The organism is Serratia sp. CY40230 (assembly GCF_052168835.1).
Taxonomy (GTDB): domain Bacteria; phylum Pseudomonadota; class Gammaproteobacteria; order Enterobacterales; family Enterobacteriaceae; genus Serratia; species Serratia nematodiphila.
On the sequence record NZ_JBJNLX010000002.1, the window covers coordinates 251,272 to 267,119 of the forward strand.

Annotated in this window: 10 protein-coding genes; all 10 read right to left on the bottom strand. The window is 50.6% G+C overall.

Going from position 1 to position 15,848, the window contains the following annotated elements; genetic code table 11:
• Positions 1-41: 41 nt before the first annotated feature.
• Positions 42-908, bottom strand: coding sequence for a dTDP-4-dehydrorhamnose reductase (gene rfbD, locus ACJ8IJ_RS08355; protein ID WP_004938847.1), 867 nt, complete (start codon positions 906-908; stop codon positions 42-44).
• Positions 908-1,441, bottom strand: coding sequence for a dTDP-4-dehydrorhamnose 3,5-epimerase (gene rfbC, locus ACJ8IJ_RS08360; RefSeq protein WP_004938850.1), 534 nt, complete (start codon positions 1,439-1,441; stop codon positions 908-910). Before rfbC ends, rfbD begins: the two co-directional genes overlap by 1 nt.
• A 415-nt stretch (positions 1,442-1,856) precedes the next feature.
• Positions 1,857-2,873: a UDP-glucose 4-epimerase GalE gene (gene galE, locus ACJ8IJ_RS08365; RefSeq protein WP_049187389.1), complete on the bottom strand. Its 1,017-nt coding sequence runs from the start codon at positions 2,871-2,873 to the stop codon at positions 1,857-1,859.
• Positions 2,874-3,236: 363 nt separating this feature from the next.
• Positions 3,237-4,616: a TolC family outer membrane protein gene (locus ACJ8IJ_RS08370; RefSeq protein ID WP_049187388.1), complete on the bottom strand. Its 1,380-nt coding sequence runs from the start codon at positions 4,614-4,616 to the stop codon at positions 3,237-3,239.
• Between the two features lie 2 nt (positions 4,617-4,618).
• Positions 4,619-5,950, bottom strand: coding sequence for an HlyD family type I secretion periplasmic adaptor subunit (locus ACJ8IJ_RS08375; protein WP_015377237.1), 1,332 nt, complete (start codon positions 5,948-5,950; stop codon positions 4,619-4,621).
• A gap of 52 nt (positions 5,951-6,002) precedes the next feature.
• Positions 6,003-7,775 carry a type I secretion system permease/ATPase gene (locus ACJ8IJ_RS08380; RefSeq protein ID WP_031299834.1) on the bottom strand — a complete coding sequence of 591 codons (1,773 nt, stop codon included), beginning with the start codon at positions 7,773-7,775 and terminating at the stop codon, positions 6,003-6,005.
• A 391-nt stretch (positions 7,776-8,166) separates the two neighbouring features.
• Positions 8,167-11,169: a beta strand repeat-containing protein gene (locus ACJ8IJ_RS08385; protein ID WP_442518526.1), complete on the bottom strand. Its 3,003-nt coding sequence runs from the start codon at positions 11,167-11,169 to the stop codon at positions 8,167-8,169.
• A gap of 631 nt (positions 11,170-11,800) precedes the next feature.
• Positions 11,801-12,871 carry an acyltransferase family protein gene (locus ACJ8IJ_RS08390; protein WP_033645821.1) on the bottom strand — a complete coding sequence of 357 codons (1,071 nt, stop codon included), beginning with the start codon at positions 12,869-12,871 and terminating at the stop codon, positions 11,801-11,803.
• 98 nt (positions 12,872-12,969) lie between these two features.
• The gene (locus ACJ8IJ_RS08395; protein ID WP_241766742.1) at positions 12,970-14,391 is read right to left on the bottom strand and encodes a cellulase family glycosylhydrolase; all 1,422 of its coding nucleotides are present in this window, start codon (positions 14,389-14,391) and stop codon (positions 12,970-12,972) included.
• Between the two features lie 2 nt (positions 14,392-14,393).
• Complete coding sequence (gene wcaJ, locus ACJ8IJ_RS08400; protein ID WP_033645823.1) at positions 14,394-15,788, bottom strand: undecaprenyl-phosphate glucose phosphotransferase; 1,395 nt, start codon at positions 15,786-15,788, stop codon at positions 14,394-14,396.
• Positions 15,789-15,848 lie beyond the last annotated feature (60 nt).

Here is a 15,848-nt window from a genome sequence, read left to right on the forward strand (position 1 = left end):
GATAGCAGTATCCCCCTTTAATCTTGCTCAATAACGGGGCATCACTGAGATAATATCTTATTAAGAACAGGATTAAGCTGTTGTCTCCATGGGCTTGGACTAAGTTCCAAGGCACGAATCTTTTCAGTGCTTAGTATCGAATAGGCAGGTCTGGAGGCAGGCGTCGGGTATTCATGCGTAGCAATAGGATTAACTTTCACCTGATGCGCATATAATGAGCTGGCTTGAGCCTCTTCAAAGATGGCCTTCGCAAAACCGAACCACGAAACTGCACTGTCTCCACAGTAGTGATAGATACCATAAGGCAGATGCGGATTTGACAACATGCTGATAATCACGCTAGCGATATCCCCAGCGTATGTTGGGCAACCATATTGGTCACTAACTACGCCAAGCTCACTGCGCTGCGCCCCTACTCTTAACATGGTTTTTACAAAATTGTTGCCATATTCACTAAAAACCCAGGCGGTTCTAATTACCACAGTCTTAGAATTAGCTTTAAGGGCAGCGCATTCACCATCAAACTTGGTCTGACCATAAACACTTGCCGGCGAGCATGGCGCCGTTTCGCAATATGGCTCAGTCGCAGTGCCGTCAAAAACATAATCAGTCGATATATGCACCAGCGGGATATCCAATCTGGCTGCCGCTGCAGCCAAGAAGGCTGGCCCATCCACGTTAATCATCCGAGCCTTCTCAGGCTCCGATTCCGCCTTATCTACTGCAGTATAAGCAGCGGCATTAACAATGGCATCCGGTTTAAACTGTTCGACCGTAACCGCTATGGCTGCAGCATCGGTAATGTCTAACTGCAGGCTGTCAGTCGCCAGCAAGGTCCAGTTAGCAGGAAAGCGGTCTGTCAAACAGCGCCCCAACTGCCCTGCAGCACCGGTCAAAAGTACACGCATTAAAAAAGCTCTCTAAACAGTTTTCCCTGCAGATCCTTTGGCGACAACAGCGGCTCGCTGACTGGCCATTCGACACCTACTTCCGGATCGTTCCACAGCAGGCACCCTTCATTACTTGGATCATAGTAATCAGTGCATTTATATTCAAAATCAGCCGAGTCCGAAACTACGACAAAACCATGGGCGAGACCAGGCGGAACCCAAAGCTGGTTTTTGTTCTCTTCGGACAGATAGACGCCAACCCACTTTTTGAACGTCGGCGACTCAGGACGAATATCGACGACCACATCGTAGACCTCGCCGCGTACCACCCTCACCAACTTGCCTTGCGGTTTTGCCGTTTGAAAATGCAATCCCCGCAAGACGCCACGCGCTGAACGGGAGTGGTTATCTTGTACGAACTCCGCATCAATGCCGAGCAGCTCCTGATATCGACTTTTTTGGAATGTTTCCAAGAAAAAACCACGCTGGTCGCCAAACACTTTGGGTTCAATCAGCTTTACACCTTCAACCTGCGTCTCTATCACTTTCATTAGAAATTTACTCACGAAAAACGTTACCCAGAGACCTAGAATTATGCTTATAAACACGCGCCGCCACCGAGTTTACACTTCACGTTTGAGGTCTTTTTGAACGAACCTTAAACAAACTCGCGTGCATATGACAGAAATAATATAGGGTCCGCGAAGGTCTGAGAGACTAGCACAATTTGCAAAAACATCCGACACCGTAACGTAAAAAAATACGCTTAATTTGTGCGGTTCTTGTTCGGAGATGAGATTTAACCCAATGGTTTTAAAATAAAATATAGGAACTTTAGTAGGAAGTTCTGATGTGCTTTCTAAGAGACTGCTTACAATTTATCAAGTATTACTTACTGATTGCCAATAGGTGTTTGTGCCCCCACCGTTTATCCTTTCCGATAAACGGTGGGGTTGAATTGCATGCTCAGCGCTGAAAACCCTTAGGATTTTTCTTCTGCCAGTTCCAAGTATCACGCATCATATCATCAAGGCCCCGACGAACTTTCCACCCCAGCTCCTGATAAGCCAGATCGGCGTTCGCCCAGAAGGCAGGCAGATCGCCTTCGCGACGCGGTAATATTTGGTAAGGGATCGTGACCCCCGAGGCTTTTTCGAATGCCTGAACCATCGCCAGTACCGAGTGACCTACACCCGCCCCAAGGTTATAGGCCTTAAATCCGCTGAGCGTCGGCAGATGATCCATCGCTTTCAGGTGGCCTTCGGCCAGATCCATGACATGGATGTAGTCGCGCTCTCCCGTCCCATCGGTCGTCGGATAATCCCCGCCGAAAATACCCAGCTTTTCAAGCTTGCCGATGGCCACCTGCGAGATGTAGGGCAACAGGTTATTGGGAATACCGTTAGGATCTTCACCGATCAACCCCGACTCATGGGCGCCTACCGGATTAAAGTAGCGCAAGGCAATAATCGAAAATTGCGGCTCAGCCTTGGCGACATCTTGCAGGATCTGCTCCACCATCAGCTTAGACGTGCCATAAGGGCTTGTCGTGCCGCCGATCGGTGTCGTCTCGACATAAGGCACCGGTGAATGGGCACCATAAACGGTAGCGGACGAACTAAAGATAAACGCATACACGCCGGCGCGGCGCATAGCGTCCAGTAACACCAACGTTCCGGTGACATTATTCTGATAGTATTCCAGCGGTTTACGCGTAGACTCCCCTACTGCCTTAAGACCGGCGAAGTGGATCACACCGGTAATCGAGTGCGCTTCAAAGATGCGATGCAGGCATTCAACATCCTGAACATCGCCTTGGTAAAACACGGCGGCTTTTCCCGTCAGTTTCTCTACGCGGTGTAAAGACTCCGCTGACGAGTTCGACAGATTGTCCAACACCACCACCTCTTCACCGCGCTCCAACAGCATCAAAACGGTATGTGAACCGATGTAACCGGCTCCGCCAGTAACTAAAACCGCCATACAAACCCCTCACTCGCGCCCAACGCGCTCAAGAAAAACAGCCGCCTAAAGCCATAGGCCTATTTTAAATAAAACGTAGAATCACGCATCCTTTTCGGTCATCAAGAGCTTACGGCTCATCGACCGTAAAGCACCATAAACGGCAACGGTTCGTTCTCTCTCGCCGCGCTCTCTGCGTTATCACGCAGCTTAACTGCGCCGGAGGCAGCGATTTAATACAACCGGTTGATACAGCGGCCCCTCTGGCAAACGAACGAAAATCAGGCACGCGGCCACCGACCGATAACATAGCGCAACAAAACAAAAAGAGCAGCTTAACGCTGCTCCCTTTCAGATAAATACTTGCCTCGTCGCAAAACCGGATTAGCGACTGCGGGAAAAATACTGCGCGACCCGCATAACATCTTTTTCATCCAACGTACCGGAATCGCTCAGCAAGGTGATCCATGATTTGATGTAGGCGTACTTGGCGGAGGCCAGATCGCGTTGGGCGCTATAGAGCTGCTGTTCGGCGTTGAGCACATCGACGTTGACACGTTGCCCGGCCAGCACGCTCTGCCGAGTCGCCGTCACCTGTGTAGTAGCCGATTGTACCGCCAACTCATAGGCCGCCACCTTAGCGCGGCTGCTGATGCACAAATTGTATTGCTTGCGCAGATCGTTGAGCGTGGTGCCCGTCTGTGCATCCATTTCATACATCGCCTGGCCATAGCGCGCCGCCGCCTGCCGGGTCGACGCCGAAACGCCGCCGCCGGAATAAATAGGCATGCTGACCTGCACGCCGATGCTGTCGGTACGGTATTTCTGGTTAACCGTATTATCGCTGCTGGAATCGTTTTCCGAATGCGAAGCATACAGCTGAACCTGCGGCATAAAGCCCGCACGATTCCTTTCGACATCATACTTGGCGGCATCCACGCCATGACGCGACGCGGCCAGCACCGGGTTGTTCTCCAGCGCGATCTTCTGCCAATCTTCGAACTTGGACGGGATCAGCGGTGCCACCTTGAACTTGCCCGGCCGCAAGACCTGCAATTCATCCAGTTGGTTCAGCGGCATGCCGATAATCACTTCCAGCTCGCGCTGTGCGGCGTCCAGCGCGTCGCGCGCTTCAATTACCTGCGCTTCGGCTAGGCTGTAGCGCGCCTGGGTTTCCGATACGTCGGTAATGGTACCTTCACCCGCGCTCATCAGGCGATCGTTCAAGGTCAGCTGTTCCTTGTAAGCCGCCTTTTGCGCTTCGGCCAACGCGATTTGATCCTTGGAATAGGCGACTTCAACATAGGCGTTAATCACCCTAACAGCGAGATCCAGCAACTTGCCGCGATAGCGCTCGTCCGACATCATCGTCTGTGCCACGCCGGCTTTGTAGCGGGCGTACGCTTCATAGTCGAATAGCGGCTGCGTCAGCGTGATCGAACTGGAATGGCTGCGATACTGTTGTCGCTTGGTTGCCTCTCCAAGGCTATTTCCAAAAATGTCACTCGCCGGGTACTTCTGCGTTTGCCAGTTGCGCGGCGAATTCTGGTAGTTCAGCGATACCTTCGGCAGCAGCCCCGCCCTGCCGATGTTTTCGTTCTCATCTCCCGCTTCTTTCTCTTTTATAGCCGCCCGGTAGGTCGGGTCCTTTTCTAATGCCAGCGAATATGCGTCTAAAATCCCTATCGAATAAACCGGCGCAGATATCGCAAACAAAAGGGTGCCGATAACCAGACCGGCAGCCTGTCGTTTTGATTGAATCAAAATTATTCCTCGGTTAATGAAGTATGAGCGCGATCCAAAATAGGTTTAAACAGATAACTCAGCAGCGAGCGTGAGCCCGTTTTCACGAACACCTCGACCGGCATCCCCGGCTTGATGTCCTCGCCACTGAGCATCTTCATGCCCTCCGGCGAGACCGTGACCTGCATCTGGTAGTAAGGTTCTCCATTGGCTTTGTCAACCAGGCGGTCGGCGGAAACCAACGTGACCGTCCCCGGAATTTTCGGGGTTTTGTTTTGGTTGAAGGCGGTAAACATCAGATCCACCGGCAACCCGTTGTACACCTTGTCGATCAAATCGACTTTCAGGCGAGAATCCACCACCAGCGTCGCCTGGCTGGGTACAACGTCCATCAGGTGGTCACCCGCTCCCACGACGCCCCCCTGAGTGAAAATATTCAATCCGACCACGGTGCCATCCACCGGTGAGGTGATGGCGGTGTTGCCCAGATCGAAGTCGGCCATTTGCAGCTTGTTGCGGAACTCGCTGGCGTCCATTTGGGTTTGCGCCAGTTGCGTCCTGACCTCGCGCTGATAGTCGGCGAAGCGCTGATCGATACGCTGCTGAGATTCCTGCAGCTGCTTTTGCAATTGACCAATCCGCCCGATGGTTTCATCGATGCTGCTGTTCACCTCAGCGAACTGGCGCTGGACTTCCAGATAACGGTTGCGCGGCAAATAACCGTCCGCCGCCAGTTGCTTCATGCTGTTCATCTGCTCACGCAGGCTGGAAAGTTGGATCTGCTTGTTGGCGCGCGAATCCTGCAGGCCTTTCAACTGGAAGCGGATCCCATCCATCGACTGCTTATAACCGTCAATTTCACTTTGCAGCCCCTGGCGGCGAGAGGCGAACAGCTGCGTTTGCAACGCAATGATTTCGGCCACGCGCGGCTGATCCTTAACTTGGGTGAAAACAGGGGAAAAAGTGACCTTGCTCAGACCATCGCGTTCAGCCAGTAAACGCCCTTCGGTGGCCAGCGTGGTGTAGTACTGATCGCGCAGCGAATCAACCTGAGCCTGTGCCTGCACCTGGCTCAATTGCACCAGAACCTCACCGGCTTTCACCTTGTCGCCGTCTTTCACCGCGATATTCTTGATGATGCCGCTGGCCGGGGCCTGCACCGTTTTGCGGTTGCCGGAAACGGTTACCGATCCCGGTGATGCCACCCCTTTATCCAGAGGCGCGAACGCTGCCCAGACCAAAAATCCGAACAGACCAATTCCCACTACCAGCCAGCCCATCCGGGTAAACCGCCGTTCATCCTGCGGGATCTCTTCAATATACGAGTCTTGCGGCTCGCCAATATGCGTCGACATACCAACTCCTTTAAACTGCAGACGGCAATAAAGCCATCAGGCAATTCACGGCTTAATTAATTTGCGTTTTTGGGATATTGCCTTCATCCGGCTCAGAATTTACCGCCCTCACCGCTTGCTGGGGCTGTTGCGTCTGCGCTTTTTGCGCATTGGCCAACGCCTGAAGCACTTGTTGAGTCGGGCCGAACGCGTTGACGTTGCCATTCACCAACAGCAACAACTTGCTGGTCATCGACAGCAAATTGGTGCGATGGGTAATCAGAACCACCGTTTTATTACGTTGCTTGAGGAACATAATGGCCTGGTTCAACGCTTTCTCGCCCGCATCATCCAGATTGGAGTTAGGCTCATCCAATACCACCAGCGAAGGGTCGCCGTACAAGGCGCGCGCCAGGCCGATACGCTGTTTCTGTCCACCGGACAACCCAGCGCCACCGTTGCCGAGCACCGAATCGTAGCCGTTAGGGAAACGCAGGATCAGTTCGTGCACACCGGCCAGTTTAGCGGCTTCAATGACTTTCTCTGAGTCGATATCGTTAAAGCGAGCGATATTCTCGGCGATAGTCCCGGCAAACAGCTCAATGTCCTGCGGCAGATAGCCGATATACGGCCCCAATTCATCCTTGTTCCACTGATAGATGTCGGCATTATCCAACCGAACAATCCCTTCACTGACCGGCCAAATGCCGACCAGCAAACGCGCCAGCGTCGATTTCCCCGACGCACTCGGGCCAATGATCCCCAGCACGTCACCGGGCTGGATGGCAAAACTCACGTTATGCAATACCGCATCGCCTTTGGAGCCCGGCGGCGTGGCGGTGACGCCTTCTACTGCGAGTACCCCTTCCGGACGAGGTAAGGACATACCGGTACCACGTTGCGGGTGCGTTTCCAGCAGCTTGACCAACCGGCCATAAGAAAGCTTCGCCGCGCTGTAGCTCTTCCAGACGTTAATAACCTGCTCAATCGGCGCCAGCGTTCGCCCCATCAGAATGGAGCCGGCGATCATCATACCGGGCGTAATGTGCCCATCGATCGCCAGCCAGCCCCCGAGCCCCAGCACCAGCGATTGCAGCGACATGCGCACAAACTTGGTGATCGATGTGACCCGCGATGCGCGTTCGCTGGCGATGCGCTGACTGTTCAAAAACCGCTGGTGCAGACCGAACCACCGGCGTTTCAGGTTAGGCAACATCCCCAAAGCCTCGATCACTTCGGCATTTCGCAGATTGGTGCTGGCCAGCGTACCGGACATAATCGACAGCTTGCTGGCCTCCGCCAGCGGCTTTTTCGACACCATTTCGTTGATCACCGCCAATGCGATCAGCAACAGCGCACCGACCAGGGCGAAAAGCCCCAACCAAGGGTTAAAGAGGAATATCACCAACAGATAGATCGGAAACCACGGCGCATCAAAGAAGGCGAACAGCGCGCTGCCGGTAAGGAATTGGCGCAGATTGGTCAAGTCGCTCAGCATCTGGCCGGCGTCAGACGAACCGTTTTTCAGATTCGCCTCGTAGGCCGCAGTGTAGACTCGCGTGTTGAGACGCATATCCAGCTGACTGCCGATACGGATCACCACCATGCTGCGCACGTATTCCAACAGCGACATCATGCCGAACATGCCCAGCATGATCAGCGTCAGCATTAACAGCGTGATTTCATTACGAGAAGGAAGCACCCGGTCATAAACCTGGAGCATATAGATAGAAGGAACTAGCATTAATAAATTAATAAATGCGGTAAATATGCCAACGGTCCAAAAAACCTTACTGCGAGTCCGTATAACATCCGCAATTTCATTGCGCGGTATAAATTGATTCACTTTCTGCCCTTACATCATGTGCACTGTCAGTCAAAATCCGCATTGGACTCTTATAAGGAAAATCCTAAAAAGGAAAAAAGTAAAATAAATCCTAAAGAACCCCCACCCCAGACATGCTCGAGACTGCAGATACTTTTTCTAACTATAGGTAGAGAAAGCGGATATCAGCAAGGCCGTAAGCAAAAAAAATCGCCTCACGAACCACAGAAAAAAACAAATGAAAACAGTAGGGTAAATAGTAGACAGGGCAAAGCGAGTTTAGTACGAAAGGGAATAAATCAGAGATAATGACGTGGTTCACAAAATTCAAAGAATACGGGGTGTTCACACACCCCGTATTATTTATTGACTAACAGTTTCAATGGGAATTATTTCCCACTGGAACCCCTACTTACGCGTAGTGCAAAGTATCCACCAATTGCTGGTGATTCTGCCCGGTCAGGTATACCACGGTATCGTTGAGATCCAGCGCATGGTTATCGTTGTTGTCGATAATCACATAAGAGCTGGCAGTATTACCGCCACCGCTGAATACTACGGATGCCACACCCACTTTCGACGTCAGCGAGTTGCTGCTGTCCAGACCGAGAATGCCGCCCAGCAGGCCGATAACGCCGTTGGTCAAACCGCCCACCAGAGTCCCCAACAGCGCATCCAATGTGTCTGCGGAACGTGTGCCGTAGTCCGCAACCGCCGTGCCGCTGGCGTCATTGGAGATAGTCAGGCCGCCATGGTTAACATCGACAATCTTGTCTTTGAGGCTGCTAAAGTCCTTGATGGTCACACCCGCCTGCGTGTTACTCGCCTTGATGTCATAGGTGTTGGCACCTGCGCCACCGGTCAGCGTGGTGTTGCCAATCACGCCCAGGGTATCGGCAGCACTGGAACCTTCCACGGTCATTTGGTAACCGTTCAGGCCCAACGCCGTCAACACTGGCGCCAACAGGTTGGTGGTAATGACGCTCAGCGGCAGAATGTTCAGCAACTGAACGATGATACCGTCACCGGTACCGCCATGGCTGGAGTCGAGATTCAGACCAGCGGTATTGGTGGACGCATTGATATCACGCACGTTGCTGAAACCGCTGCCCAGGGTCAGATCCAGCGCGTGATCACCGGTCACGTTGATGGTCTGAACCTGCGCATTGGTGCCAGCCAATGACAGAATGTTATCAAAGCTGCCAGTACCGCCTGAGGCCACGTTCACCGTGCTCAGCGCGGTACCCAACAGGGCGCTGCTGCTGCTGTTCAGGGTGATGGCACCGGCATTCACATTGGCGGAACTCACCGCATCGAAATTGATATTGAAGTGATCGGTAGCGTTCTGCACGAAGGTGAAGTTCAGCGTACTGGCGGAGGTCGCGTCCCCTTTCACTTCCAGCTGCGCGGCGTTGCCGCCGGCGGCGTTGATGACGTTGACGTTAGCCAAACCGGAGATCACAAATCCTTGCGTGCCCAGATTGGTGGCAGCTGCGTTCTGCGTAACCGTGCCGCCCGTGGTGCCTTCAACCGTGGATGTACCGTTGGTCAGGCCAAAGTCAAAGGTGTGGATCGGTGTTGTGACGCTGGTGGTGGTCGGTGAACCGATCAGCGGAGTCGTAATCAGCGTACCAACAGACTTGCCGATATAGCCGGTCAGGTCGATCTTCTCGAAATTCGAGAAGTTATTGGCGTTGCTGGTCACAGTACTGGTGCGAACGCCCAGGGCGTTTTGATTGGTTACTACAGTTTTGGTGATGAAGTTGGCGGAGATGGAGTCCGTACCCGCGCCACCATCAGCCTTAACCGTGTTCGCGACGCTGTTCGCACCGCCCGAAACCCCGTTTCCTGCCCAGTGCAGGCTGTCGTTGCCGGCGCCAAGGTTAAACTGCGCCGTGCCGGCCGCAATGTTTGCCGTCGATGTGACGACTACGTCATCCGCACCCGAACTGGCATTCAGGATGACGTTGCCGTTATTGACGGTGATATCTACGCCTGGATTAACGCCGTTGTCAGACAGGTTGACCGTTGCTGCGCTGGTGCCGTTAATGGTCAGATTCGCCAGATGGTCGGCGAACTTCAGGTTCACGGTGCTGGCGGCATTGGCGTTCAGTTGCACATTCGTCAGTACCGCTGTTTCGGCGTTGCTGACTTGATGCGACGTGCCGGTGTTGACGGTGCCGGTTGCGTTACCGCCGGCGGCTGTTGCTGTCAGAGACGCGAAGGTTTTGTACAGCAGGCTGGTACCAATGTCGAACTCGAAACCATGTTGCTGCGTTACCGTTGCTGCATCCGTCGCTGAGGAGCCGCGAAGATCGTTGATAATAGCCTGAGTGATAAGTGATTTATCAGAGCCAAGCGCGCTGTAGGTGGCTAACTGGGCAGCCGTTGCCGCTACGCCGTGCACAGCGGTAAATACGTGTTGAATGAAGTCGTCGCCGGTCAGTTGACCGCCTTTACGCTGGAACTCCGCAGACCCGACCAGCTTGCCAATCAGGCTGCTGTATGAGGTACCGGCCGCCAATTGCTTACTCCAGGTATCCAAACCGGAAGCATCGACACCGCGCTCCGCCACTCCCAGATAAACCGCAGCGACCTGTTCCTGGTATGACAGGCCCGGAAGCTGCCCTGCCTGATAGACCGTTGTAGCGCTGTTGAAGTGTTGCTGTGCGGTTTGGTCACCTGCCGCTACGGTGCCACGCAACGCTTCGATAATATCTACCAGTACGTCAGCACGAGTAGAACCGTTTTGCAGCAGAGCGAGGTAGCTGGAGGCTTCTGCCGCGGTAGGCGCACGCTCATAACCAAACTGGAACAAGCGAGCAATGAATGCATCATCCGTCAGCGATGTGAGGAATGCACGACCACTGATATTCGCCGCAGCCGCCTGAGTCAGCGTCATACCCGCGTTGATTTTTGCGCCAAAGTAGTTAACCGCGTCAGCAGTGGCTGTAGAGCCGATCACGTGCAGAATCGCCTGGATATCTGCCGCCCCCTGCCCCAGAGCACTCGTGGACGCCGAAGGATACAACAGCGAGTCGACTTTATTTTCGAAAGCCGCCTGTTGCGCCAAGATAGTCGCATCGCTACCGGTATAGTTCAGCAGTCCATTGACGACATTAGAAACCGCCGAGCTCAACGTATTGCCATTCAGGAAGTCCGTCAGCTGTTGAGATGTCGCTGCAGTGCCGTACTCGCGCGTGTAAATAATCTGCAGAATTTCCGAATCGGTTTTCCCGGAGTAAAGCGCAGCGCCAGAGGTAGAGCTGATCAAGGCTTGCGCCAGCGACGCTGGCGTTTTTGCACCCGTTTGAAGCTGCTGCCCATAAGTATCGATCTCGGTGAGAGACGGAGTACGCCCCAATACCGAATAGAAGATCGCCGCTGCCTGATGCTGAGAAACTAAAGAAGCCATAAAAAACTCCTAACCAAAGTGAGATAAGGTAAAAATAAGACCCACACAACTATCGTCAGCAGCATCAACAACTTAGTCGCTGCATCAAAGAGAGGATTGGGTTTGCACATAGATTCAAGACTGAATTAGTAGCTGTGAAATTAAGCTTATCTAAATAGCTCCTTTGGGCGCCCATAAGTATAAAATTAGTAAAGTCGCTAAAAGCCGGATCTGTCAAGGAAGGCACTAAGATTATTATTACTTCGATTAAAAACATTGGCATAGCCATTAACACGATGGCAAAAAAGGATTTTTCAACCCGATAACGAAAGCGTGAAATGCAGATGCGAATCTTATCGTTCCAGGCGATATCGCCGAAGCCAACCTTTCGGATAGGTCATTAAAAACCATACAAAAAAGATGACATAATTGGGATTGGGAGAACCGAAGGGGATGTGATGGGAAATTAGAAATACGTCAGCAAGAACAAGGATTGGTTAACATTGCAATAATATTGATGAACCACTGAAAATACGAACATCGCCATATTTTCAGGCATAAAAAAAGGCATCCTCATAAAAAACATGAAGATGCCTATGCATGTCGGCGTTATTCCCGGTATAGTTCCGCGAAAAAACGGAAAGAAAAAGAATTACTGAGGCACTACTTTTATGATACTGGACTTCACTCTTCGCCCAAGATTTATCGAAGGTAACTCGATAAACCGGTATACCAGATAGGACGCAGGTAACGTTAGCAGTACACCGATCACGCCCAGCAAGTAGCGATTAGCACTTGAGAAATCAGCGGTGAAATGCTCATAAACGATCAACAAACTTGGATGGATAAGGTACACGGAGTAGCTAATCACCCCCATCATGACCATGAATTTATTATGAATTCTGAGGCGAGTCGTCAATAGAACGAATAAAAGCATACTGACATAATAGGTAATGGTGTAACGCATAGTATGGCCAGGTTCGCTGCCATAAGAAAAGAAGCTCACGATAGGTATGATACAGGCGAATACCGCAATATAGTAAACTGACAATTTCCTCGCGACCAAATCACCATCAAGCAGGTATGAACGCCACATGCCGCCAAACATCATCAAAGATAACGCAAGTGGCAAAGCGACGGGGAATGCCTCATCCAATTTACTTCTGGCGATAGCCAAAATGATGGCAATGCCCAGCATAACAAAGGAGGCGATAAAGTTGAATCGGACTTTATTGAGCAACCCGAGAATAAAGGCGCAAACACACATAAAGTAAAAGACCAATTCAATAAACAGCGTCCAGTAGACGCCTACAATATCCCTAACACGCAGAGCCGTTTGGAACATCGTGACGTTTGCTAAAATTTGGTGCAATGGGAACTGTTGCCCCAAACTGTAAGACACCGCTAGATAGAGGAGTAAGGAAAACCAGTACCCGGGATAGAGTCTGAATAACCGAGATATAAAGAATGCCTGCACCCCGCCGTTTTCACGTCGAAAGCTAGAGGGAATAATAAAACCGCTGATAATAAAGAATAAAACAACACCAATCTTTCCAATATCAAAAACATGGGAAAATATAAATTTATCATAGCCGTAAACCGGCACCAGAAAATGCGCAATAACAACGCTAATTGCCGCAATTCCTCGTATCGAATCGACATAATCCAGACGGACAGGTTGCTTATTGCCAGCGGTGGTCTTCGCTCGTTCATCTACTTGCATCGTAACCACCTGATCGTGAGTAAAAAACTTCTCGGTCATATTTTAAAAATTTCAACAAAGAGATAAAAAACAAGACAACAACACTTAATGAAAATAAATCAATGAGTTGGCGCCACAATAGGTTTATCCGACAGCAGCAGCACTGGTGTATCGCCTTGTAAAACCGCCGCTTGATTAGTCAATTCAGCAAGAGGTTTCACATCGGGTTGTTGGGCTGAAGCCCCCGTGACGCTGCTCATCAGGGATTTCAAAGCACCTGGTTGCTCTGAAGCCTGCGGCGCTTTGGACTTCTGCCAATACAGCATCGCATATTGATTACCCTCACCTTTCAAAGCGATACTGACAACGCCATTCGCTGTCTCCTTATAATCACTGACGCTGTAATCGCGCACAACTTTAGCTATCTTCTCATAAGCTAAAGCTGATGGCTTCGGTTTTTCTTGCCGATTAAGCAAACCGAACCGGTGCTCATTTATCTTTGGATTATCACCATCGTCAATGAGATCATACCACCATACTCCTTTGATATAGGAACGAGCCTTTGCCATCATCGTATATTTGACAATATATTGCGCAGCGGCTGCGTTACTTAACCCTCCCGGGCCATTATAGGTCGGCACACCCATCTCTGTTATATAGAGAGGAACGGTTCTTTTTGAAAACGCCTTGACTCTTGACTCAAACTTATCAATTGCAGCGAGGTTATCTTCAGGGTTCCTTAACGCCATATTCTCATTGCGATAAGAATAAGGATGCAAAGATATTGCATCGATATCACTCAAAATTCCCAACTTCATCAACGAGTCAAACCAGTCAATTCCGCGCTGGCCCAGAGGGTTGAGAGAACCAGCCATGACGATGGCATCAGGATCCGCACGTTTAATGGCCGCAGACGTTTTCTTCACCAGTGCGGCAAAGACTTCAGGTGGCGGAACGGCTTTTTTCTTTTTCAACCCCGTTCCCACGGTCCATTCGTTCCAAATCTCATAGTATTTAACTTTTCCCTTGAATCTCTTCGCCGTCCAATAAGCGTAATTGGCGAAGCCATCGATAGCTTCCGGAGTCGTTGGATAATCAGGCGAATTATATGCGGCATTGCCATAAGCCAGTATGAGCAGTGAATTCAGCCCATATTTCGAGACCCCCTGCTGGAATGCATCATCCTCTTTGATTAGTGGGCCGACGACTTTAAAATCACCAGCATTGCGCTCAACCATTCCCCATAAATATCCAGCACGAAAGGATGTGAAACCATAGTCCTTGATTAAGGTCAGGTAATTATCTGTTGGCTTAGGATAATGCCGCAAATGAACATTCACCCCGACTTCAAAAGCGCTTGCATATTGGTAAGGCCCTAACAATAGCAAACCCGCAACTGCCAATGCTTTAACTTTATTGGCATAGCGGCCAATATTTTTACCCTCGGCACTTGGTGAATATTTCAACATAACCTCCCGAATAAAAAGACCACTCATGAATTTTTCTTCAAAAAAGGAATATGGTGACACATCCCAGAACAAGTTTAATACGCCGCTTTGCTGACAAACCCTTTGAATATTGTCAGAAAAACAATTTTAACATCAAGCCAGACACTCCAATTTCGGATATAGTCAAGATCGAACTCGACCCGCTTCTCCATTTTATCCAGAGTATCAGTCTCACCCCGCCAGCCATTTATCTGAGCCCATCCGGTAATACCAGGTTTCATTTTATGACGTAACATATAGCCCCTGATTAATTTACGGTATTGTTCATTATGGGCCACAGCATGAGGACGAGGACCGACAATTGACATGTCCCCTTTCAAAACATTAATAAACTGAGGCAACTCATCTAAAGACGTGCGGCGAAGGAAGGCACCGACCGATGTGACGCGAGTATCGCCTTTTTTTGCCTGAACAACCTTATCGCCGTCCTCCATGACCTTCATCGAGCGAAACTTCCAGACCTCTATCGCTTTTCCATCCATGCCATATCGGCGCTGTTTAAAAATAACGGGGCCACGGGAGTTGAGCTTGACCATTGCGGCAATCAGGAGCAACACGGGAGAAATGAACAGGAGAATAAAAATGGAGAGAATAACATCCTCTACTCGCTTAATGACCTGATTAACACCGCTCATTGGCGTATCAAACAAAGAGACAACAGGAACACCATTAATCTCTTCAGTTCTAGACTGCAGAATATTAAACGTAAATATGTCAGGAATAAGCATTACCGTACAGGTCGTGTCCGAAAGTTCGGAAACTATATCCTTTATTAACCGCTCTTGCTCCATTGACATCGCAATATAAATTCTATCGATCCTTCCGCATTTTGCGTCCTCGATCAACTGTGCAAAATTACCGCGGCGCTCGATCTCGCTGTCCAATGGCGCTTCACTGTCATCATAGATGCCCAATACGCGGAATCCCATCCAATGGGCATCACGCAACGTTTCGGCCAAACGGATCCCCACCGGCATTGACCCCATCACGGCCACATTACGGGTGTTGAATCCGAGATTACGCATGTAACCCAACATCAGGCGAATAGTACTGCGCGTAATGACCAAACCACAGCAAACGACCAGATACCATTGGACGTAAACGATGTATTCATTGCTAAAATCGTTCACGAAAGCAACAGCCCCGGAGGTTAGCAACAGGCTTATCGTCCAGTTTTGCAAAATAAGTCGAATTTCCAGCCCTGCACGGACGCCACGCCAAGAGCGATAGAAATCAGTAATACCGCCTATCATTTGGAAAATCACAATTGACGTAAGCACCATGACCCAATGTTGCAACGCGAATCGGGTGCCGGACAGTAAACACGATAAATAAAGCCCGAAAAAGACGATAAAGATATCGCTAAAACGTTGCAACATAGATGTCAGGGATGCATTCGTATGTAAACTCCCACGACGGAAACCATTCATAGATAACTGCCTATTCACTATCATAGTATAGATGCCTTTTATAAGTTGCTCTGGTACCTA